The sequence below is a fragment of the Pseudomonas saxonica genome (assembly GCF_007858365.1).
Lineage (GTDB): Bacteria > Pseudomonadota > Gammaproteobacteria > Pseudomonadales > Pseudomonadaceae > Aquipseudomonas > Aquipseudomonas saxonica.
In genome coordinates this window covers 164890-187346 of record NZ_VFIO01000004.1, presented here as the reverse complement: position 1 = coordinate 187346, position 22457 = coordinate 164890, and the positions used below count along the sequence as shown (strand labels likewise).

Sequence of the window (22457 nt, the reverse complement as noted above, 5' to 3'; positions counted from 1 at the left end):
CTCCCTCTTGCCGAGCATAGACGCCCTCGCCGATCGCTTGTCGACTTACCTCAGTGCGGATCAGGTCAATCTGGTCCGACGAGCGTACTTCTACGCCGAGCAAGCCCACGACGGCCAACGCCGACGTAGCGGCGAACCCTATGTCACACATCCGCTGGCAGTCGCCAATATTCTGGCCGACATGCATATGGACCATCAAAGTTTGATGGCGGCCATGCTGCACGATGTGATCGAAGACACCGGCATTGCCAAGGAAGCACTGGTTTCGCAGTTTGGCGAAACTGTCGCTGAACTGGTCGATGGAGTCAGCAAGCTGACTCAGATGAACTTCGAAACCAAGGCCGAAGCCCAAGCTGAAAACTTCCAGAAAATGGCCATGGCCATGGCGCGGGATATCCGCGTTATTTTGGTGAAGCTGGCTGATCGCCTGCATAACATGCGCACCCTCGAAGTGTTGTCCGGCGAAAAGCGTCGGCGGATTGCCAAGGAAACCCTGGAAATCTACGCACCCATTGCCAATCGGCTGGGTATGCACAGCATTCGTATCGAATTCGAAGACCTCGGCTTTAAAGCGATGTACCCGATGCGCTCCGCGCGCATCTCCCAAGCCGTGAAACGCGCTCGGGGCAACCGCAAAGAAATCGTCAACAAAATTGAAGAGTCGCTCAGCCACTGTTTGGCCGTTGATGGCATTCAGGGCGAAGTCAGCGGTCGTCAGAAACACATCTACGGCATTTACAAAAAAATGCGTGGCAAGCGTCGGGCCTTCAACGAAATCATGGACGTGTACGCGTTCCGGATCATCGTCGACAAGGTAGACACCTGCTATCGCGTGCTGGGTGCTGTACATAATTTGTACAAACCCTTGCCGGGGCGCTTCAAAGACTACATCGCCATCCCCAAAGCCAATGGCTACCAATCGCTGCATACCACGCTGTTTGGCATGCATGGCGTACCGATTGAAATTCAGATCCGTACCCGCGAAATGGAAGAAATGGCTAACAACGGTATTGCCGCCCACTGGCTGTACAAGTCCAGTGGCGACGAGCAACACACCGGCACCCACGCCCGGGCGCGGCAATGGGTCAAAGGCGTGCTGGAGATGCAGCAGCGCGCAGGCAACTCCCTCGAATTTATCGAAAGCGTGAAGATCGACCTGTTCCCGGACGAGGTCTATGTGTTCACGCCCAAAGGTCGAATCATGGAGCTGCCCAAAGGCTCCACAGCGGTCGACTTTGCCTACGCGGTACACACCGACGTCGGTAATAGCTGCATTGCCTGCCGTATCAATCGTCGGCTCGCACCGCTGTCCGAGCCGCTGCAAAGTGGCTCCACGGTCGAGATTGTCAGCGCTCCCGGCGCCCGCCCCAACCCGGCCTGGCTCAACTTTGTCGTCACCGGCAAGGCCCGTACGCACATTCGCCACGCGCTTAAATTGCAGCGTCGTTCCGAGTCCGTCAGTTTGGGCGAACGCCTGCTGAATAAAGTGCTCAATGGCTTTAACAGCGCACTGGACAAGATTCCGGCCGAGCGCATTCAGGCCATGCTTCAGGAATACCGCCTGGAGCAGATCGAAGACTTGCTCGAAGACATCGGGCTGGGCAACCGCATGGCCTATGTCGTCGCTCGTCGCCTGCTGGGCGAAGGCGACCAGTTGCCAAGCCCTGAAGGTCCGCTGGCGATTCGCGGTACAGAAGGCTTGGTGCTCAGTTACGCGAAATGTTGCACGCCAATCCCCGGCGACCCGATTGTGGGTCACCTGTCTGCGGGCAAGGGCATGGTGGTGCACCTGGACAACTGTCGCAATATCAGTGAAATCCGGCATAACCCCGAGAAGTGCATCCAGCTCTCGTGGGCCAAGGACGTTACTGGCGAATTTAACGTCGAGTTGCGCGTCGAGCTGGAACACCAGCGCGGCCTGATTGCGCTGCTGGCCAGCAGCGTCAATGCGGCAGACGGTAATATCGAAAAAATCAGCATGGACGAACGCGATGGTCGTATCAGCGTGGTCCAACTGGTGGTCAGCGTGCACGATCGCGTGCACCTGGCCCGCGTGATCAAAAAACTGCGCGCCCTAACCGGGGTTATCCGCATCACACGTATGCGTGCGTAGCCATCCCATTACAAGGAGTCACCCATGTCCAAGACTGTTATCACCAGCGACAAGGCACCTGCTGCTATCGGTACTTACTCTCAGGCGATCAAAGCTGGCAATACTGTCTACATGTCCGGTCAGATCCCGTTGGACCCAAAAACCATGGAACTGGTTGAAGGTTTCGAAGCCCAGACCATTCAGGTGTTCGAAAACCTGAAGTCCGTGGCAGAGGCTGCAGGTGGTTCGTTCAAAGACATCGTCAAACTGAACATCTTCCTGACCGACTTGAGCCACTTCGCCAAGGTCAACGAAATCATGGGTCAGTACTTTGAACAGCCTTACCCGGCCCGTGCTGCCATTGGCGTTGCTGCCCTGCCCAAAGGTTCGCAGGTTGAGATGGACGCCATTCTGGTTATTGAGTAACACCCCCTCGGCGCAGCGCCTTCCTGCTGCGCCAACCCCCCTGCTTCCCCCGCTTTAAAAGGATTCCACCATGCGCAATGCGCTCGCTATGTCACTGCTTGCCATTTTTCTGGGTGGCTGTGCCAGCGACCCCGCCTCTCGCGATATCAGTGGTGTATGGATCAACCAGGCCGCAATTGATGAAGCAGCCAAAGGTGGCAACTTGCGTGAAGCCTTGCTGGCTAACGGGCCAAACCTTGAATGGGCGATCGACGCCCAAAAAGCCAAAGCCAATTACACCAATGGATTCGAGTGGGTTGAAGGCAAGCTGATGCCTGAGAAAGACGGTGTCTGGCAGGTCGGCTTTTATGGCGGTACGTCTACCGACTTGAGCATCAACGGCAACCAATTGATTCAAGCGGCCAGCGATGACGACCCTCGACAATCATTCATGCGTTCGAACGTTAATCTGGCAAGCGATGCGCCCTTGGGCACGCATTTCGAGCATGCGCTCAAGACGGCCTATCTGGGCGGCCAGTGGCGTGTAATCAGCGGTAAGGGCCAAGGTAATCAAGTGACATTTTTGGCCGATGGCCAAGTGAAAGGTCTGCCCGATGCCAATGCTTACGCCTTGTGTTTGTCAGGCGACTGCGCGTCGATGAGTGGCGAGTTCGACAGCCTCTGGTTGCAACAGGACGAAGTGGGTGCGGCCCACATCTTTGTACGCAAAGGTCGCCAGCTGGAAATATTCCAGGCGCTGGACTCCGCAAAGCCTGACGAAATGCCCCAGTTGTATCCCGGCAAACGGGAATGGTTGTTGGAAAAGCAGCTGTAAGCGTCAAGCTGCAAACGTGCAGCTTGCAGCTTCTTTATTTAGACAAAATCTCCCCATACCCTTCGCGATAGCTCGGGTACCGCGGCTCCCATCCCAATGCCTTGGCGCGGGCATTGCTGCAACGCTTGCTGCCCGCCCTGCGTACGCTGGCTTCTTCTGCCCATGCCGTCACGCCCAGACGCTCGCGTAGCCATCCCACCACCTCTGCCAGCGGAGCCGGGTCGTTGTCGACGCCGATGTAGCAGTCGTCCAGGGTTTTGCCTTGCAAATCTGCATCAAGCAAGAAGGCCAGTAAGCCGGCCGCATCATCGGCATGGATCCGGTTGCCGTACAGCGGCGGATCGACAGCCACGCGATAGCCCTTGCGCACCTGCCCCAGCATCCATTCACGGCCGGGGCCGTAGATACCGGTCAAACGTACGGTGCTGGCAGGAATGCCACTCTTCAACGCTACTTGCTCGGCCTCTAACATGATCCGGCCCGAATAGCTGGTCGCTTGGGCGGGAGACATTTCATCGACCCATTCGCCATTTTTCTGGCCATAAACGCCGCTGCTGGAGACAAACAACAGGCGCTTTGGCTGCTGACCGTTTTGTTTGAGCCAACTCAATGTGTGCGTCAACCCGTCGACATACGCGGCCTGATAACCCGCCTCATCATGGTCGGTTGCGGCAGCGCTATAGACCACATAGTCGATCTGACCTTTAGGCCATTGAGCGGGGCACTGTGCACTGAACAGGTCGCCGGCGATCCCTGTGACACCTGCCGGCAACCGTTCAATCGAGCGTCGAAGCCCATAGACCTGCCACCCTTTGTCCAGCAGTTGAGTGGCCAAACGGCTGCCGATATCGCCGCATCCGGCAATCAGAACTGAGGCTTTGGACATCTCAAAATTCCTAACAAATTGTTACAAAACTACGTGGATAGGCACTACCAAGGTAGTGACAGACGAAAAAAACAGTGGCTATTGCTTTTGTTAACAAGAATTACTTGCAATAATAACGCATCAATTGCCCTGGGTCTTAAGACGCGTTGTAGGGCAAAACCTTCATACTTTTCTCAGGTCCGGCTAGCATGACACGCAATCATCCCAACGCTTCGCCAACCCCGCTGTTAAGCCCGGCACGCCTTTGGCGTGGGCTAGCTGCGCTGATGTTCAGCCTGTTGCTGGCACCTGCTGCGGCCTTTGCAGACGAGCCTGCCACTCCAGCCGTTCAGCCCGCAACTGAATCTGTCGCTCCGGCGCCTGTTGCAACCCCGGGTGCAACTGATCCTGCTTTGGCCGAGGGCGCCGTAGCGCCTGCCGATGACGCGCCGCAGATCGTCGCCGAAGAAGACAATAGCCTGGGCATGGCCCACGACCTGTCACCTTGGGGCATGTACAAGAACGCTGACATCATCGTCAAAATCGTCATGATCGGCCTGGCCATCGCCTCGATCATTACCTGGACCATCTGGATTGCAAAAGGCTTCGAAGTGCTGGGCGCCAAACGCCGTCTGCGCATCGAAATCGCTAATCTGAAAAAAGCCCGCACCCTGAAAGAAGCCAGCGAGACGGCCGGTAAAGAAGGCACGCTTGCCCACTTGCTGGTGCAGGATGCCCTCGAAGAGATGCGCCTGTCGGCCAATAGCCGCGAAAAAGAAGGCATCAAAGAGCGGGTCAGCTTCCGCCTTGAGCGCTTGGTGGCCGCGTGTGGCCGCAACATGAGCAGCGGCACTGGCATCCTCGCTACCATCGGCTCCACAGCCCCGTTCGTCGGTCTGTTCGGTACGGTGTGGGGCATCATGAACAGCTTTATCGGTATCGCCAAAACCCAAACCACCAACCTGGCCGTCGTAGCGCCCGGTATTGCCGAGGCCCTGCTGGCCACTGCATTGGGTCTGGTTGCGGCGATTCCTGCGGTAGTGATTTACAACGTGTTCGCTCGCTCCATCACGGGCTACAAAGCTCAAGTGGCTGATGCGTCGGCAGAAGTGCTGCTGTTGGTAAGCCGTGATCTCGATCACTTGCCGCCCGAGCGCAGCTCGCAACCGCACATGGTCAAAGTGGGGTAATAGACCATGGGCCTGCATTTAAAAGAAGGCGATGACGATCTCGCCGAGAACCATGAAATCAACGTCACCCCTTTTATTGACGTGATGCTGGTACTGCTGATCATCTTCATGGTGGCCGCACCGTTGGCCACCGTGGATATCAAGGTTGATCTGCCTGCGTCGACGGCCAAGCCGGCGCCGCGTCCCGAGAAGCCCGTGTTCCTGAGCGTCAAGGCTGACCAGCGTCTGTATCTGGGTGAAGACCCGGTGACGGTTGAAGCGCTGGGCCCCACCCTCGATGCCAGGACGCACAACAACAAAGACACGACCATCTTCTTCCAGGCCGATAAGGGTGTGGACTACGGTGACTTGATGAGCGTGATGGATGCATTGCGCGCAGCGGGTTATTTGAAGGTAGGTCTGGTCGGACTTGAGACGGCAGCCAAGAAATGACCATAGCGCGCCAAAAGATGACGCGTTACGCAATCAGCTTGGCCGCGGTGTTGGCGATCCATGCAGTGGCAGTGATTCTTGCCCTGCAATGGTCCACCCCGCGGACTGTCGAACTCCCACCGCAAGCGATGATGGTTGATCTGGCACCGTTGCCAGCACCGCCGCCGCCTGCGCCGCCGAAAGTGGTGACCCCACCACAACCGCCGGCCCCCGTGGAAGAGTTGCCGATCCCCAAGCTGGCGGAAGCGCCCAAGCCGAAGATTGCTGTTCCCAAACCGGTTAAACCCAAGCAGAAGCCTCAGCCGCCAAAACCTGTGGAAAAAACCGAACCGGTTAAAGAAAAGCCTTCAGAAGAGAAACCGAGCGACGCGACACCGACCAAAGCACCGACTGAGAAGTCTGCCGCACCGGCCCCTGGCCCGTCGGCTCAACAATTGGCCGCCAAAGCCAGTTGGGAAGGTACGTTGCTGGCGCATTTGGGCAAGTACAAAAAGTACCCGGCTGCCGCGCAGTCGCGAGGCAAGGAAGGTCTGAACCGTCTGCGCTTCGTGGTAGACGCCGAAGGCAAGGTGCTGTCTTACGAGTTGGTAGGACGTTCTGGTAACGCAGATCTGGACCGGGCCACCCTGGAAATGATCCGACGGGCACAGCCATTGCCCAAGCCGCCGCCTGAGATGCTGACCAACGGCACCATCGAAATCGTGGCTCCGTTCGTTTATTCCATCGATAAACGTCGGCGTTAACCGAATAAAGGGCACCTTAGGGTGCCCTTTATGCTTTTGGCCTACAGATAAAACGCCTTACAGCCATTAGCCGCTTTAGCTGTAAGGACAATGTCTGATAACGTGCGTCTATCGATTGCAGCCGCTATTCTTGGCCCGCAACCACAGGGACGCCCGCTATGACGCTTACAGAATTACGTTACATCGTGACGCTCGCCCAAGAGCAACACTTCGGCCACGCTGCCGAACGCTGCCATGTCAGCCAACCGACGCTGTCGGTGGGCGTGAAAAAACTGGAAGACGAACTCGGTGTGCTGATTTTTGAGCGCAGCAAAAGTGCTGTGCGCCTCACGCCGGTCGGCGAAGGTATCGTCGCCCAGGCGCAAAAAGTACTGGAACAGGCCCAAGGCATTCGCGAGATTGCCCAAGCGGGCAAAAACCAGCTGACGGCTCCGCTCAAGGTTGGCGCCATTTACACCGTTGGCCCGTATCTGTTCCCGCACCTGATTCCGCAACTGCACCGGGTAGCCCCGCAGATGCCGTTGTATATCGAAGAAAACTTCACCCATGTGCTGCGCGACAAACTGCGCAATGGTGAACTGGACGCGATCATCATCGCCCTGCCGTTCCAGGAAGCCGATGTGCTGACCCTGCCGCTATACGATGAGCCGTTCTACGTGCTGATGCCCAGTGAACACCCTTGGACCAAGCGCGACACCATTGACGCCAGCCTGTTGAATGACAAGAGCTTGCTGTTGCTGGGTGAAGGGCACTGTTTCCGCGATCAGGTACTTGAAGCCTGCCCGACCCTGCCCAAAGGCAAGGACGGCGCCAGCCATACCACCGTCGAGTCCAGCTCGCTGGAAACCATCCGCCATATGGTGGCTTCAGGGCTGGGTATTTCCATCCTGCCGTTGTCGGCTGTCGACAGTCACCACTATGCTCCCGGCGTGCTGGCCGTGCGTCCGCTGACCCCGCCGGTGCCGTTTCGCACGGTGGCGATTGCCTGGCGCGCCAGCTTTCCGCGGCCCAAGGCGATTGAAATCCTCGCTGACTCCATCCGTCTGTGCTCGGTGGCCAAGCCACCTGCCGCGACCTAAGAGCGGCGGCGATGTCCGAGTTGTCGAACGTGTCAGTCACCGCGCTCAAGGGCGTGGGCGAGGCTATGGCCGAGAAGCTGGCCAAGGTCGGTCTCGAAACCGTGCAGGACGTATTGTTTCATTTACCCCTGCGCTATCAGGATCGCACCCGCGTCGTGCCGATTGGCGCTTTGCGCCCGGGGCAGGATGCAGTGGTCGAGGGGCGTGTCATCGGCACTGATGTGGTCATGGGCAAGCGTCGCAGCTTGCTGGTGCGCATTAATGACGGCACGGGCGGCTTGAGCCTGCGTTTCTATCACTTCAGTAACGCGCAAAAAGAAAGTTTAAAACGTGGCACTGAGGTGCGTTGTTATGGCGAAGCACGGCCGGGTGCTTCAGGTCTGGAAATCTATCACCCTGAATACCGCGCGATCACCGGTGACGAGCCACCGCCAGTCGATACCACACTAACGCCCATTTACCCGACCACCGAAGGTCTGACTCAGCAGCGTCTGCGTCAGCTCAGCCAGCAAAGTCTGGCCATGCTGGGCCCTCGCAGCCTGCCCGATTGGCTGCCGTCCGAACTGGCTAAAGACTACCAACTGGCCCCGCTGGACGAAGCCATTCGCTATTTGCATCAGCCCCCGGCAGATGCCGATGTGGAAGAGCTGGCACTGGGTCATCACTGGGCGCAACACCGTTTGGCGTTTGAAGAACTGCTGACCCATCAGCTCTCTCAGCAACGACTGCGCGAGAGCCTGCGTTCCCAGCAGGCGCCGGTACTGCCCAAGGCAAAAAAGCTGCCCGCTCAGTTCCTCGCCAATCTAGGCTTTGCGCCCACGGGGGCTCAAGTTCGCGTGGGCAACGAAATCGCCTACGATCTCTGTCAGCCTGAACCCATGTTGCGCCTGATCCAGGGCGACGTCGGCGCCGGTAAAACGGTGGTGGCGGCGCTTGCAGCGTTGCAAGCCTTGGAGGCGGGTTATCAGGTGGCCTTGATGGCCCCTACCGAGATTCTCGCCGAGCAGCATTTCATCAGCTTTAAACGCTGGCTGGAACCGCTGGGCATCGAAGTCGCCTGGCTGGCTGGCAAGCTCAAAGGCAAAGCGCGCACGGCGGCCATGGAGCAAATCGCCAACGGCGCACCGATGGTGGTGGGTACCCACGCGCTGTTTCAAGATCAGGTTCAGTTCAAAAACCTTGCACTGGTCATCATCGATGAGCAGCACCGATTTGGTGTCCAGCAGCGTCTGGCCCTGCGCAATAAAGGTGTGGGCGGGGTGATGTGCCCGCACCAGTTGATCATGACTGCAACGCCGATTCCTCGCACGCTGGCCATGAGTGCTTACGCCGATCTGGACACTTCGATTCTCGATGAGTTGCCGCCCGGACGAACGCCGGTCAATACCGTGCTGGTGGTCGACACACGGCGCGTCGAAGTGATTGAGCGGGTGCGTGCTGCCTGCGCTGAAGGGCGGCAGGCCTATTGGGTGTGCACGCTGATCGAAGAATCCGAAGAGATGACCTGCCAGGCCGCCGAAACCACGTTTGAAGACCTTACCAGCGCGCTGGGCGAACTGCGTGTGGGCTTGATCCACGGACGCATGAAGGCCGCCGAGAAAGCCGAGGTCATGGCCCGCTTCAAGGCCGGTGAACTGCAATTGCTGGTCGCCACGACGGTGATTGAAGTGGGTGTGGACGTTCCCAATGCCAGTTTGATGATCATTGAAAACCCCGAGCGCCTGGGCTTGTCTCAATTGCACCAATTACGCGGGCGCGTAGGCCGGGGCAGCGCAGCCAGTCACTGTGTGCTGCTCTACCATCCGCCGCTGTCGCAAGTGGGGCGCCAACGCTTGGGCATCATGCGCGAGACCAATGATGGTTTTGTCATCGCAGAAAAAGACCTGGAGTTGCGCGGCCCCGGAGAGATGCTCGGCACTCGGCAAACCGGGCTGTTGCAGTTCAAAGTGGCTGATTTGATGCGTGACGCCGACCTGCTGCCGGCCGTGCGCGAAGCGGCGCTGGCCTTGCTCGAACGCTGGCCAAGCCATGTCAGTCCCCTGCTCGACCGCTGGCTGCGCCATGGTCAGCAATACGGGCAAGTTTAAATGAGCATTCAGTAAATGAGCCCGCTGCCGATTCAGTGATGGCTGTACCATTTTGAGTTAAGAAGACCCCATGCAAACCACAGCTGACGTCGCTGACGTGCCAACCCCTTTGAGCACGCCGCCCGCTCTACAGCGGGTGTTAGCAGAGTTGTCCATCCCGTACCGGGAAGTCATTGACCACCCTGGGCTTGACCCGGCGTGCAAGGTGCAAACGGTATTGCTCCATGATTCGGTCGGCGAGCTTATGGTGATGTTCGCCCAAAGCCAATTGCTCGACCTCAATCGACTCGCCGATTTGATTGGACGAGACATGACGGCCGTGGCAGCTGACCGGCTTGCAGAGCTGCTCGCCAAGCACCAACTGCGCATCTTGCCGGGCCTGCCGACAGTGACCGGTTCCACCTGCTTGTACGAAGAGCATCTCCTGCATCAACCGCAGCTGTTTATCAGCAGCGGTGAAACCGGCTTGTTGCTGGAGATCACAGTTGAAGACTTCAAGCGCTTGCTCAGTAAAGCCAGTGTCGGCCGTTTTGGGGAGCCGCTGAGTGCTATCCGGCTCAGCCTTCAGCAGGCGGTAGACGATGGCGAAGCCATCACCCGAGCGGTTAAAGCGTTCACCACGCGGCGCATTCAGCAGCGGCTTGAAGCCACCATTGAGTTACCGCCTTTGGCGGAAAGCGTCCGCAAGCTTATACAGCTTCGTGCCAATCCAGACATCTCCATTGACGAAGTGACGAGCGTTGTCGAAACCGATCCGGCTTTAGCTGCGCAACTTCTAAGCTGGGCGTCATCTTCGTACTACGCCCCGAAGAGCAAGATTCGTTCGGTGGAAGACGCTATTTCTCGTGTGTTGGGAGTCGATGTCGTCGTCAACCTCGCGTTGAGCTTGTCGTTGGACAAGAGCTTGGGCTTACCCAAAGATCACCCGCAATCCAGCATGCCTTACTGGCAGCAATCCATTTACACGGCCGCAGTCATTGAAGGGCTGACCCGTGCCATGCCTCGGGAGCAACGCCCGGAAGTCGGCATGACCTACCTGGCGGGGTTACTGCACAATTTTGGCTATTTGCTGCTGGCCCATGTATTCCCGCCGCACTTCTCACTGATTTGCCGGCACCTTGAGGTCAATCCGCACGCCAGTCATAGCGAAATAGAGCAGCACTTGTTGGGCATCAGCCGCGAGCAGATGGGGGCCTGGTTAATGCGCTTTTGGGGAATGCCGGAGGAATTGGTCGTTGCCGTGCGCTTTCAGCACGACCCGGGTTATCTGGGTCATGATGCGCCCTACCCTAATCTGGTGTGTGTTGCATTGGGGCTGCTGCGCAGTCGGGGGATGGGTCATGGCTCGTGCGCGCCCTTGCCTGATGCCCTGTTCGACCGGTTGGGCGTTTCGCGCGCTGAGGGTGAAGCGGTGGTCAATAAAGTCCTTGAGGCCGAGGTGCTGCTCCGTGAAATGGCCGCGCTATTTAGTCGGGCATGAACTGAACGCTGGCCCTGAGCCCTCAAAACCCCGAAGGGCTCGCGCCTTTCGGGGTTGGGGATAAGCCACGGTTTAGAGCTTGGCGATCGATACTTCAGTGGATTTGACGAAAGCAATCACTTCGCTGCCGACCACCAGTTCCAGCTCTTTGACCGAGCGGGTGGTAATCACCGAGGTGACGATGCCGGACGCTGTTTGTACGTCGATTTCTGATAACACGTCGCCCAGCACGATTTCCTTGATGTGGCCTTTGAACTGGTTACGAACGTTAATGGCTTTGATGGTCATGGTGTCGATTCCTGTCTTGGGATAGAAAAGTGAGGTTATTGCGCCCAGCGCAATTGCGTGGGCAACGGCGCAACGGGTTCTGGCTCAGGGGGCGAGCCAGGCAATGCGAGTACTCGGTTCAGCACTTCGGTTTCCAGCGCGGCCAATCGATGTGAGCCCCGCACCCTGGGGCGCGGAAGTTCAACCGTGAGGTCCAGCCCCACTTCGCCGTCTTCGATCAAAATGACGCGGTCGGCAATGGCCACCGCTTCACTGACGTCGTGGGTCACCAGTAATACGGTGAAACCATGCTGGCGCCACAGGCGTTCGATCAGGTGCTGCATTTCAATTCGGGTCAGCGCATCAAGTGCACCCAGCGGTTCATCCAGCAGCAATAATCGGGGTTGGTGAATCAGGGCACGTGCCAACGCCACCCGCTGTTTTTGCCCGCCCGATAACGCTGCCGGCCACTCATTCGCCCGCTCGGCCAGGCCTACTTCTTCCAGCGCTTTGAGGGCTTTTGGCCGCCATTCGCCCTTGAGTCCGAGGCCCACGTTGTCGATGACTTTCTTCCAGGGCAGCAAGCGTGCTTCCTGAAACATCAGTCGCGTGTCTTCGCGAGCGTCTTGCAACGGCGCCTTGCCGGCCAGCAGCTCACCGCCTGAAGGTTGATCGAGGCCAGCCAGCAGACGCATCAGGGTGCTTTTACCGCAACCGCTGCGCCCGACGATGGCGACAAACTGGCCCGCCGGGATGTGCAGGTCGATGCCTTTCAAGACCTGACGATCGCCAAAGGACTTCTTCAGGTCTTGCACCACCAGCGGGATACCTTGGCGCAGGTGTGGAGGTTGTTGAGCTGTCATGCTGCACCGCCTTTAACCACTTGATACGCCGGGTGCCAGCGCAACCACACGCGTTCCAGACCTCGGGCCGCGCTGTCGGCCAACTTGCCGAGCACCGCATACAAAACAATTGCCAGCACGACGACGTCGGTTTGCAAAAATTCCCGGGCGTTCATCGCCAGATAGCCAATACCTGAGCTGGCAGAAATAGTTTCGGCCACGATCAGCGTTAACCACATGAAGCCCAACGCAAAGCGCACGCCAACCAGAATCGAAGGCAGCGCTCCGGGCAGAATCACTTGCCAGAACAGGCTGAAACCCGATAACCCGTAGCTGCGAGCCATTTCCACCAGTGCCGGGTCGACGTTGCGAATGCCGTGATAGGTGTTTAGGTAGATGGGGAACAACGTCCCCAGCGCCACCAGAAAAATCTTCGCCGACTCGTCAATGCCAAACCACAGAATCACCAGCGGAATCAGCGCCAAATGGGGAACGTTTCGGATCATTTGCACCGAGCTGTCGAGCAGGCGCTCGCCCCATTTCGACAAGCCGGTGATAAAGCCCAGGGCCAGACCGATACTGCCACCGATTACAAAGCCCAAACCCGCTCGCCAGCCGCTGATGGCCAGGTGTTTCCAGATTTCGCCACTGCGCACCAGCTCGACGCCTGCCGCAAACACGGCGCTGGGCGCCGGCAAGATGCGCGTCGATAACCAGCCCGCAGACACAGACAACTGCCACACCGCCAGCAGCAACACGGGCAATACCCAGGGAGCTGCTTTGTGAGCAATAGAATTAAGGCTGATCGCCTTCGCCGTACTCATGACCGCCTCAGCTCTGCGACGCAGCTTTGGGGAGAATATCGTTGGCGACCATTTCGCCGAACGGGCTCACGTAACCCGCACTTTTCGGCAGCTCCGGGCGCTCGATATCAAGGTGCGGGAACAGCAGTTCAGCCACGCGGTAGGATTCCTCCAGGTGCGGATAGCCCGAGAAAATAAACGTGTCGATGCCCAGATCCGCATATTCCTTGACCCGCGCGGCCACGGTAGGGCCGTCGCCAACCAGCGCCGTACCGGCACCGCCACGTACCAGACCCACGCCTGCCCACAGGTTTGGGCTGACTTCGAGGTTGTCGCGGCTGCCACCGTGCAGAGCGGCCATGCGCTGCTGACCGACTGAATCAAAGCGAGACAGTGAAGCCTGCGCGCGAGCGATAGTCTCGTCGTCCACATGCGAAATAAGCTTGTCGGCGGCTTTCCAGGCTTCATCGTTGGTTTCACGCACGATCACGTGCAGGCGAATACCGAAGCGTACGGTGCGGCCCAGTTTGGCGGCCTTGGCCCGTACTTGCTCGATCTTCTCGGCTACGGCAGCAGGTGGCTCGCCCCAGGTCAGAACCATTTCTACTTGCTCGGCGGCCAGGTCTTGCGCAGCTTCGGACGAGCCGCCGAAGTACAGAGGTGGGCGCGGTTGCTGAACCGGTGGGTAGAGCAACTTGGCGCCTTTGACCTTGATGTGCTGACCGTCGTAATCCACGGTTTCGCCTTCAAGCACGCGGCGCCAGATACGGGTGAACTCAACCGAAGCTTGATAGCGTTCTTCGTGGCTGAGGAACAAGCCATCGCCGGCCAGTTCTTCCGGATCTCCGCCGGTCACCAGATTGAACAGCGCGCGGCCGCCTGACAGACGATCCAGTGTCGCCGCCTGACGGGCCGCAACGGTCGGTGAAACGATGCCTGGACGCAGAGCCACCAGAAATTTCAGGCGCTGAGTCACAGGGATCAGCGAGGCGGCTACCAGCCACGAATCTTCACACGAACGACCGGTGGGAATCAGCACCCCGCCAAAACCCAGGCGATCTGCGGCTTGCGCTACTTGTTGCAGATAGCCGTGGTCTACGGCGCGGGCACCCTCGCTGGTGCCAAGGTAATGGCCGTCACCGTGGGTTGGCAGGAACCAAAAAATATTGAGGCTCATGGAGTGGTCTCCTAAATGGGGTTCTGCAAGCGTTAGTTAGCGGTGGCCACAGCGGCCGGAGGGGTCCAGATCACGTCTTTAATCACCAGCGGCTTTGGAATCAATTTGAGCTGGTGAAAGGTGTCTGCGATTTTCTGCTGCGCGTTGATCACTTCAGGGGTCAGAAATTGCGCGCCGTAGCCTTGGCGTTTTACCGCTGTCAGGGTGATTTCAGGCGACAGGCCGAGAATCGGCGCCACTTGCTTCGTCACGTCTTCAGGGTGGGCTTTGGCCCAATCACCGACATTGCGCACTTCGTCGACCAGGGTTTCGATAACCTTGGGGTGCTGCTCGGCGAAGGGTTTGGTGGCCAGGTAAAACTGATGGTTGTCGGCAATGCCGCTGGCATCACGCAGGGTGCGTGCTTGCAGTTGTTGTTCCGCGGCGGCCTGGTACGGGTCCCAGATCACCCAAGCATCGACACTGCCCCGCTCAAACGCTGCGCGGGCATCGGCAGGCGGCAGGAATACTGTCTGGATATCGGTGTATTTAAGGCCGGCGTCCTCAAGGGCGCGTACCAACAGGTAGTGCACGTTGGAGCCTTTATTGAGCACTACTTTTTTGCCTTTAAGGTCTTTCACCGAGGTGATCGGTGAATCCTTGGGCACCAGAATCGCTTCGCTGGTCGGAGCCGGTGGTTCATAAGCGACGTAAAGCAAATCAGCTCCGGCTGCCTGAGCAAATACAGGCGGCGTTTCGCCGGTTACGCCGAAGTCGATAGACCCTACGTTCAAGCCTTCAAGCAGTTGCGGGCCGCCGGGAAACTCGGTCCATTGCACGTCCACGCCTTGCTCGGCCAGACGCTTTTCCAGCGTGCCTTTAGTCTTGAGCAACAACAGCGTGCCGTATTTTTGATAACCGATGCGTACGGTGTCAGCTTGAGCTTGCAGGGTAACGCCGAGGGACACTGCCGCCACTAACAGGGCGACCAGACCACGACGCAAAATGACAGGGCGCATGGCGCTCTCCTTTTGTTATTCGAGATTCGGGTAGCACCTGCCGAGCCGTTAGCGGTTCAGTAAGGTGAGGGTGTTTCGTTCAGATGCTCCAGCGAGACGTGATCAGACGTTCGTTGAGAATGTTCGGGTCCAGCGGTTTTGGACGGCGGGCCAGCGCGCTGTAAAAGTGCTCCAGGGACTCGTTCAGCCGTTGTTCCAGCACCGGCACCAACTGGGCTTGGGCGCTGCCCTCGCCGTAGGCAATCTGACTGTCTTCGGCAAAGATGCCGTGCAGCATTTCCTGGGCTTTGAGCGCAGACAGCACGGGTTTGAGTGCGTAATCCACGGCCAGCATGTGGGCAATGCTACCGCCGGTGGCGATGGGTAAGACGACCTTGTGACTCAGTGCGCGCTCGGGCAGCAAGTCGAGAACCGTTTTGAGGGCGCCGCTAAATGAGGCTTTGTAGACCGGTGTGGCGATCACCAAACCATCTGCATTTTCGATCTGCTGCAACAGGTCGATGATGTGGGGGCTGTCAAAGCGGGCATGCAGTAAATCTTCAGCCGGGAAGTCACGAACTTGATAACTCACTACTTCGACGCCTTGCTGGTTGAGCCAGCTTTTAGCGCGATCCAGCAACACCCCGGAGCGGGATCGTTGGCTGGGGCTTCCTCCGAGTGTCACAACCAGCATCTAGGCAATTCCTTGAGTGAATTAGTGCAAATTGCTGTCAGCGTTTTCGCTTCTGTGAGGAGAACATAGCAGGTGATTTATATATCTATAAATCATATTTATTCATTTGTTTATTCCGCGATTGCATAAGAGCCCTGAGCCTCGAAGTATCTGACGAGCAACGCGTGGCTGCGTGCGACGATGCAATCGCCGCAAGGTCTATGAACGTGATGTATCTGACATTCCAAATTGAAAGGTTTCACGACGGCTGCGCCGCCGAACGCAGCCTCGCATTACTCGTCAGCGGCTACGAGTAATGCGTTCCCCCATGACCACAAGGCTGAGGTCAGAAGTTGTAACTCAGCGACGCTGTGACGTTGCGCGACGGGCCATAGAAACCCGAACCGCCGCTGTACAGGCTCATCAGGTATTTGCGATTGCTGACGTTGTTCAGGTTCAGCGCCGTGCTCCAATGCGAGTCGATGTCGTAGCTGGCCATCACATCAACCAGCGCGTAAGCGTTCTGGCGAATGCGGCTGTCACTGTCCACTTGAATCGCGCTCTGCCAGGCCACACGGGTGCCAATTTTGGCTTTGGGCATGTCCGGTAATTGATAGGTCAAACTGGTACGCACGGTGTGCGTCGGTACGTATTGACGGGCTTTTTCGCCATCCGGGTCTTCAATGTGGACATAGCTGTAACCGCCTTGTACCTGTAATCCCGGCGCCAACTGGCCGCTGGCTTCCAATTCAATGCCGCGGCTTTTGAAGTTCTCGCTTTGGTAGACCGACTGGGTACCGATCATTTCACCTGTGGCTTCGGCGACATTGCGTTGGTCGGTTTTGAATACCGCCGCCGAGACGTCCAGTTGCTCATCCAGCAAGCTGCCTTTAACCCCGACTTCGTAGCTTTTGCCTTCCAGCGGCGCCAGCACTTTGCTCTGCGCGTCTATCACGTACTGCGGGTTGAAGATTTTGGTGTAGCTGGCGTAGACGGAGTACTGATCGTTGAGGTCGTAGACCAGCCCGGTGTAGGGCGTGACTTTGCCGTGAATACGCACATCACGGGGCGGGCCGTAATCGGTGCCATCGCTGTCGACACTGAGCATGCGCGCCCCGGCAATCCAGTGCAGTTGGTCCGTCAGGTTGAAGCGCGCCCCGGCATAGACACTTTTTTGGCGGTCGGTGAAGTTGGCCATTTTTGTGTCGTCGTCGGTGTACGACAAATCGGGCTTGGGCACGTTACCGCTAAGGGTCTGGCCCAGATCAGCCGGCATAAACTCGTCAACACTGTTGTAGTAGCCACGCTCTTTATGACGCGAACGTCCGTAATCCACGCCTAGCGTCAACTCATGCTCGCGACCGCCCAGACTGAAGGGGCCGCTGAGTTGAGCTTCACCCAGCAGTTGTTTTTCATCGGCGTTGGTGTGGCTTGGGTCAGCCAGCCAAGGCTGGCTCTCATCGTTCGCCATCAGATAATACATATTGGCCGACTGGCGCTGATCGACTGCGGTGACGTTCAGCTTGCTCTTCCAGCCATTGCCGAAGTCGTGGGTCAGTTCAGCGAACGCGCGCAGGGTATGCACGTCCCAGTAGCTCCAGTTCTGCCCCACGTTGGAGCCGCGTCGGCTGTAGTGGATCAGGTTGCCCTGGTAATCGGTCAAGGGTAGCCCGCCCCAACTGCTGCCATTGGAGTTGCTCTTGCTGTCTGATAGACCGACGGTGAGGGTGTCCGCGTCGGACAGATCAAACGCCAACATGCCGCTCAGCACGTTTTTCTCGCGTGAGTAGCGGTCGAGGTAAGAGTTGCCCGTTTCGTTGGCGTAGATAAAACGCCCGCGTACATTGCCGCTGTCGGTCAAAGGCCCGGACACGTCGAGGTCAATACGGCGTGTATCCCACGATCCTGCAGAGACTTTTACCTGGGCTTGCGGGGTGTAGGTGGGTCGCTTGCGGATAAAGTTGACCGTGGCGGAGGGGTTGCCCGTGCCGCTCATCAAGCCGTTGGCGCCGTGGAGAATGTCGACCTGTTGATATTCGGCCATGTCCAGGTCGCCACTCAGCAACCCGGCGCTGAAGGGCGCGCCTATGCCATCGTATTCGAAGTTGTTGATGTCGAACCCGCGCGAAGTGAAGTTGGTGCGGTCGGTTTCATATTGTTCGACCGTCACCGAAGGCGCGCTGCGCAGCGCGTCCTTGACGCTGTTGAGGTTGAAATCATTCAACTGTTCGCGGGACAGGCTCGTGACGCCTTGGGGCGTTTCCTTGGGCGTAAGGCCCAGTCGCGTGGTGGTGCTGTCGAGCGGCTGCTGGTAGCCGGACGCAGAAAGGTCACTCTCGGAACTGGCTTGCACGTCGGTCTTGGGCAGCGTCAGAGGGTCGGCAAAAGCGGCAGGTGCAACGGCCCATACAACGGTCAGCAGGGCTGAAACGGGCAAGAAAGTTTTCAAGGCGGCGAGTCTCTGAATGCGGATGCGCCCGAATACTATTTGAGAATGATTATTACGTATAGCGCTTGGCGGGTTTTTTGTAACATTTAATGTTCATAAAAAAAGGCCGTCGAAACGGCCTAAACCCTGTTGCACTTGAAAGTTGTCCCGCCCCGTAGCAGCTGCCGAAGGCTGCGTCCGATTGCGCAGCGATCGTAAAACCTGAGCCTCGTGTTTTTCTGCCAGGTCTGGTTTGCGACTTCAGGCGGCGACGCAGCCTGCGGCAGCGGCTACACAGGTATCGGTTATTTGTTCGGCTGCGGCGTCAAACGCAGGTACGGCTTCACGGCGCGGTAGCCCTTGGGGAAGCGCTTAATGATCTCGTCTTCATCCTTGAGCGACGGCACGATCACCACGTCGTCACCGTCCTGCCAGTTGGCCGGAGTGGCAACTTTGAAGTTGTCGGTGAGTTGCAATGAATCAATCACCCGCAAAATTTCATTGAAGTTGCGGCCAGTGCTCGCCGGGTAGGTGATGGTCAGACGGATCTTTTTGTTCGGGTCAATCACGAACAGCGAGCGTACGGTCAGGGTGTCGCTGGCATTGGGATGGATCAGGTCGTAGAGGTCACTAACCTTGCGATCAGCATCGGCCAGGATCGGAAAGTTGACCACGGTATTCTGGGTTTCGTTGATGTCATCGATCCATGCGTGGTGTGAGTCCACGGGGTCAACCGACAGTGCGATGGCTTTTACACCGCGTTTTGCAAATTCATCTTTAAGCTTTGCAGTAAAGCCCAGTTCAGTGGTGCACACCGGCGTGAAGTCTGCAGGGTGCGAAAACAGAACGCCCCAGCTGTCGCCCAGCCACTCATGGAATTGAATCGGACCCGCGCTGGAATCCTGTTGGAAATCGGGGGCGATGTCGCCGAGTCTGAGGCTCATGGTGCAACTCCTTTTTATAGGCATTGGCAGGGCGTGACAGGCTTACTCTGCCTGCATCCAAAGCTATTTAAAAAGAATATATATCGATTTATTTATACCTAAATAGCATATTAAAAAGTGTTTCATTGGACGCACCAATGTCCGCAGTTCACTCTTGAGTCAGGTTTAGGCAAGGGGAGCGGCAGGGAGCTGCGACATTTAAAATGTGTTGCGAATTGATCGATTCGGTCTTCGGTAAACACCCTGCCCGGCATTGCGCCGGGCAGGATTTTTCTAGCCTTGAACTACAACCGGCTTACAGCAACGGGATCGAGTAGCTGACGATCAGACGGTTCTCGTCCTGATCGCGAGTCGACGGAATATCGTTGCGCCACATGGCGTTTTTCCACATCACGCCGAGATTTTTCAACGGACCGTCCTGCACCACGTAGGCCAAGGTAATGTCGCGTTCCCATTCGGAGCGGCCAGAGCCTGTGAGCTGACCCGCGCCACCTACAGTGTCGATATTATCGCCACGCAGGTAAACAAGACCCGCGGTCAGGCCTGGTGCGCCCAGTTTGGCAAAGTCATAGGAGTAACGTGCCTGCCAGGTACGCTCGCCAGCGCGGGCGAACTTCGAGATTTGCATGTCGGTGATGATGTAAGCCGACGAGCCGTCGCCCTGGTTCAGCCAAGGGAAGTCGCTGCTGCCGTTGCTGACTTGATAACCGGCACCGAAGGTATGGCCTTCTACCGAGTACAAGAACAGGCCGCTGAGCAGGTTGTTGTCGACCTTGCCCTTGCCGCTTGCCTGGCCACGGTAATCACCCGACGAATAGTAAGCAGGATCGCTGCCATTCTTGCCGTCGTCAGTGCTGTGGAAGTAACGCAGGTCAGATTTCAGCACGCCCGGGCCGATTGCCCAGTTGTGAGTCAGCCCCAGGAAGTGCTGTTTGTAGAAGTCTTTCAGGTTGCCGTAGTAGTACTGCAACAGCAGGTCTTTATTCAGCTTGTAGTCGGCACCGCCATACAGGAACTTGTTGCTGAACTCACCGGTACGGGCATTGTTGGCGCCGGCAATCGACAGCTCTTCGTTGTTGCTGGAGTTACGGCCCTTGGCGTGTTCGATCTGACCGCCGATCAAGGTCAGGTCCTTGAACTCATTGGAGGTGATCTGCCCACCCTCGAATGTCTGCGGCAGCAAACGGCCGTCGTTGTACGAGACAACCGGCAGTTTCGGCATCAGGGTGCCGTAGCGCAATTCAGTTTGAGAGATTTTGGCTTTGGCGGTCAGGCCCAAGCTAGAGTAGTCACTCACCGCACGGCCATCGCTGTCAGTCGGGAAGACCGTACCGCCGTAGTTGCTGCTGGTCGGGTTGCCGTGACGGCCTTTGCCCGAATCCAGACGCACGCCCAGCAAGCCAATGGCATCAACACCAAAACCCACGGTGCCTTGAGTAAAGCCGGAGGTGAAGTCCAGCTGGAAGCCTTGGCCCCATTCTTCCTGGTAGTTGGCGTTCTTGGCAGTGCCCGAATCGCGGTTATCGTTGTTGATATAGAAGTTACGCAGTTTAAGCGTTGCTTTGCTGTCTTCGATGAAGCCAGCAGCACTCGCTTGTTGTGCCAACAAACCTACGGCCACAGCGATGGCCAAGGTGGACTTGTTCATGGTGTTGCTCCTTTGTCTTTCTAATTTTTGTAGTTCTTTAGCCCCAGATCTGACGTCCGAGTGCTTCAGATGCGCGATTAGCGCCAGACGGTGACTGGCAAGTCAATCGTAACCAATCATGTCTACGACTATGGTCTAGTCGGTGCCCGTGTTCACGCAGGGTAAAGCCAATTTTATAAAGCCAAAAAGAATTATTTATGGATTGTTCATAATAATTAGGAATATGCAGGATATTTCCTACTTGGCCTCGCGCGGATGCTATAGGCCTTTGGTCTAAGGCTTAAACATTTTTTTATTAAATTTTTAAGATCGTTTACTGCTTAGAGAATCCCCGGCTCAGGTCGACTCTTAACTGCTCGCGTACGCGCGCGTTAGAGAAGGATTCAGAACCTCATAAGCTAATGCTTAAAAGTTATTTATTTACTCATTCTTAGATCATTTAACCTCGCGTTCTGCCGATTTCCGGTCGCCTGCCGAGGAGCTACATCATGAAATTGCGTTCTCCCCTACGCCTTTTGGCTGCTTTATCCCTGGCAGGTGCCAGCTTCTTCGTACAGGCCGCTCCAGAGGTCACCGTGGCTTACCAGACTTCAGCCGACCCGGCCAAAGTGGCTCAAGCGGACGGCGCTTACGAAAAGGCCACGGGTGCCAACATCAAGTGGCGCAAGTTTGATAACGGCGCCGACATTATTGCGGCCATTGCCTCCGGTGATGTGCAAATCGCTTACCTGGGTTCTAGCCCGTTGACCGCCGCGATCACTCGCAACGTACCGGTTGAGACTTTTTTGATTGCCACCCAGCTTGGCGGCTCTGAAGCGCTGGTTGCGCGTGACGGTTCGGGCATCAACAGTCCGCAGGATCTGGTCGGCAAGAAGGTCGCGGTGCCGTTTGTTTCTACCGGGCACTACAGCCTGCTGGCGGCGCTGAAGCACTGGAACATCGACCCTTCCAAAGTCACCATTTTAAACCTCGCCCCGCCAGCCATTGTGGCGGCCTGGAAGCGCGGTGATATCGATGCGACCTATGTGTGGGACCCCGCGCTGGGCACCGCCAAGGAAAACGGCAAAGTGCTGATCACGTCAGGCGAACTGGGCAAGCTGGGCGCACCGACCTTTGACGCCTGGATTGTGCGCAAGGACTTCGCCAAGCAGCACCCTGAGGTGGTCAAGGCTTTTGCCAAAGTGACTCTGGATGCTTACGCCGACTACAACAAAGATCCGAAAGGCTGGCTGGCCAATCAGAGCAACATCGACAAAGTGGTGAAACTCTCGGGCGCTAAAGCGGCTGACATTCCGTTGCTGCTGCAGGGCAACGTGTACCCACTGGCTGCCGATCAGGCGGTATTGCTGGGCGCACCAACCAGTAAAGCCCTGGCCGACACGGCCGCGTTCCTGAAAGAGCAAAAAAAGGTTGATGCCGTACTGCCGGACTATGCGCCAGCGGTTAACGCCACGTTTGTTAATTAATTATTGTTGCCGCACAGGAGTCGA

The 22457-nt window shown here is 57.3% G+C and carries 20 protein-coding genes; 10 read left to right on the top strand and 10 right to left on the bottom strand.

Annotated features, from left to right (window positions below):
* Positions 1–7: 7 nt before the first annotated feature.
* The 3 genes from spoT to FJD38_RS13185 all read left to right on the top strand — a co-directional run bounded on the left by spoT (position 8) and on the right by FJD38_RS13185 (position 3332).
* A complete protein-coding gene (spoT, locus tag FJD38_RS13195) occupies positions 8–2113 on the top strand; it encodes a bifunctional GTP diphosphokinase/guanosine-3',5'-bis pyrophosphate 3'-pyrophosphohydrolase (protein ID WP_122786157.1) in 2106 nt (701 codons plus the stop codon).
* A gap of 24 nt (positions 2114–2137) precedes the next feature.
* Complete coding sequence (locus tag FJD38_RS13190; protein WP_122786158.1) at positions 2138–2518, top strand: RidA family protein; 381 nt, start codon at positions 2138–2140, stop codon at positions 2516–2518.
* A gap of 70 nt (positions 2519–2588) precedes the next feature.
* Complete coding sequence (locus FJD38_RS13185; RefSeq protein WP_122786159.1) at positions 2589–3332, top strand: putative periplasmic lipoprotein; 744 nt, start codon at positions 2589–2591, stop codon at positions 3330–3332.
* A gap of 34 nt (positions 3333–3366) precedes the next feature.
* Here FJD38_RS13185 and FJD38_RS13180 read toward each other — a convergent pair whose 3' ends face one another.
* Positions 3367–4218 carry an SDR family oxidoreductase gene (locus FJD38_RS13180; protein WP_122786160.1) on the bottom strand — a complete coding sequence of 284 codons (852 nt, stop codon included), beginning with the start codon at positions 4216–4218 and terminating at the stop codon, positions 3367–3369.
* Between the two features lie 188 nt (positions 4219–4406).
* On the opposite strand from FJD38_RS13180, the gene exbB reads away from it, so the two are divergent.
* From exbB to FJD38_RS13150, 6 genes are all read left to right on the top strand, one after another.
* Complete coding sequence (gene exbB, locus FJD38_RS13175) at positions 4407–5387, top strand: tonB-system energizer ExbB (protein ID WP_146385690.1); 981 nt, start codon at positions 4407–4409, stop codon at positions 5385–5387.
* 6 nt (positions 5388–5393) lie between these two features.
* The gene (gene exbD / locus FJD38_RS13170) at positions 5394–5819 is read left to right on the top strand and encodes a TonB system transport protein ExbD (protein ID WP_122786162.1); all 426 of its coding nucleotides are present in this window, start codon (positions 5394–5396) and stop codon (positions 5817–5819) included.
* Positions 5816–6562: a TonB family protein gene (locus FJD38_RS13165; protein ID WP_122786163.1), complete on the top strand. Its 747-nt coding sequence runs from the start codon at positions 5816–5818 to the stop codon at positions 6560–6562. Before exbD ends, FJD38_RS13165 begins: the two co-directional genes overlap by 4 nt.
* Positions 6563–6720: 158 nt before the next feature.
* Positions 6721–7641, top strand: coding sequence for a hydrogen peroxide-inducible genes activator (locus FJD38_RS13160; RefSeq protein ID WP_122786164.1), 921 nt, complete (start codon positions 6721–6723; stop codon positions 7639–7641).
* Between the two features lie 11 nt (positions 7642–7652).
* Entirely contained in the window at positions 7653–9728 is a 2076-nt protein-coding gene (recG, locus tag FJD38_RS13155) for an ATP-dependent DNA helicase RecG (RefSeq protein WP_146385688.1), read from the top strand.
* Positions 9729–9798: 70 nt separating this feature from the next.
* A complete protein-coding gene (locus FJD38_RS13150) occupies positions 9799–11208 on the top strand; it encodes an aminoacyl-tRNA deacylase and HDOD domain-containing protein (RefSeq protein WP_146385686.1) in 1410 nt (469 codons plus the stop codon).
* Between the two features lie 72 nt (positions 11209–11280).
* Here FJD38_RS13150 and FJD38_RS13145 read toward each other — a convergent pair whose 3' ends face one another.
* The 9 genes from FJD38_RS13145 to FJD38_RS13105 form a co-directional block, all read right to left on the bottom strand.
* The gene (locus FJD38_RS13145) at positions 11281–11496 is read right to left on the bottom strand and encodes a TOBE domain-containing protein (protein ID WP_003444581.1); all 216 of its coding nucleotides are present in this window, start codon (positions 11494–11496) and stop codon (positions 11281–11283) included.
* 35 nt (positions 11497–11531) lie between these two features.
* Positions 11532–12338: an aliphatic sulfonates ABC transporter ATP-binding protein gene (gene ssuB, locus FJD38_RS13140; protein ID WP_146385684.1), complete on the bottom strand. Its 807-nt coding sequence runs from the start codon at positions 12336–12338 to the stop codon at positions 11532–11534.
* Positions 12335–13141: an aliphatic sulfonate ABC transporter permease SsuC gene (ssuC, locus tag FJD38_RS13135; RefSeq protein ID WP_146385682.1), complete on the bottom strand. Its 807-nt coding sequence runs from the start codon at positions 13139–13141 to the stop codon at positions 12335–12337. The genes ssuB and ssuC overlap by 4 nt, the downstream gene beginning before the upstream one ends.
* Positions 13142–13148: 7 nt before the next feature.
* Complete coding sequence (gene ssuD, locus FJD38_RS13130) at positions 13149–14297, bottom strand: FMNH2-dependent alkanesulfonate monooxygenase (RefSeq protein WP_122786169.1); 1149 nt, start codon at positions 14295–14297, stop codon at positions 13149–13151.
* A 32-nt stretch (positions 14298–14329) separates the two neighbouring features.
* Entirely contained in the window at positions 14330–15295 is a 966-nt protein-coding gene (locus FJD38_RS13125) for a sulfonate ABC transporter substrate-binding protein (protein ID WP_146385680.1), read from the bottom strand.
* A 79-nt stretch (positions 15296–15374) separates the two neighbouring features.
* Positions 15375–15968: an NADPH-dependent FMN reductase gene (gene ssuE, locus FJD38_RS13120; RefSeq protein ID WP_122786171.1), complete on the bottom strand. Its 594-nt coding sequence runs from the start codon at positions 15966–15968 to the stop codon at positions 15375–15377.
* 325 nt (positions 15969–16293) lie between these two features.
* Complete coding sequence (locus tag FJD38_RS13115; protein WP_240890935.1) at positions 16294–18396, bottom strand: TonB-dependent siderophore receptor; 2103 nt, start codon at positions 18394–18396, stop codon at positions 16294–16296.
* Positions 18397–18680: 284 nt separating this feature from the next.
* Positions 18681–19319, bottom strand: coding sequence for a peroxiredoxin (locus FJD38_RS13110; protein ID WP_146385678.1), 639 nt, complete (start codon positions 19317–19319; stop codon positions 18681–18683).
* Between the two features lie 295 nt (positions 19320–19614).
* Positions 19615–20967, bottom strand: a complete 1353-nt coding sequence (locus FJD38_RS13105; protein WP_122786174.1) for an OprD family porin — start codon at positions 20965–20967, stop codon at positions 19615–19617.
* Between the two features lie 488 nt (positions 20968–21455).
* Here FJD38_RS13105 and tauA point away from each other — a divergent pair, with 488 nt between their 5' ends.
* Positions 21456–22433, top strand: a complete 978-nt coding sequence (tauA, locus tag FJD38_RS13100) for a taurine ABC transporter substrate-binding protein (RefSeq protein WP_122786175.1) — start codon at positions 21456–21458, stop codon at positions 22431–22433.
* The last annotated feature ends 24 nt before the right edge of the window (positions 22434–22457 follow it).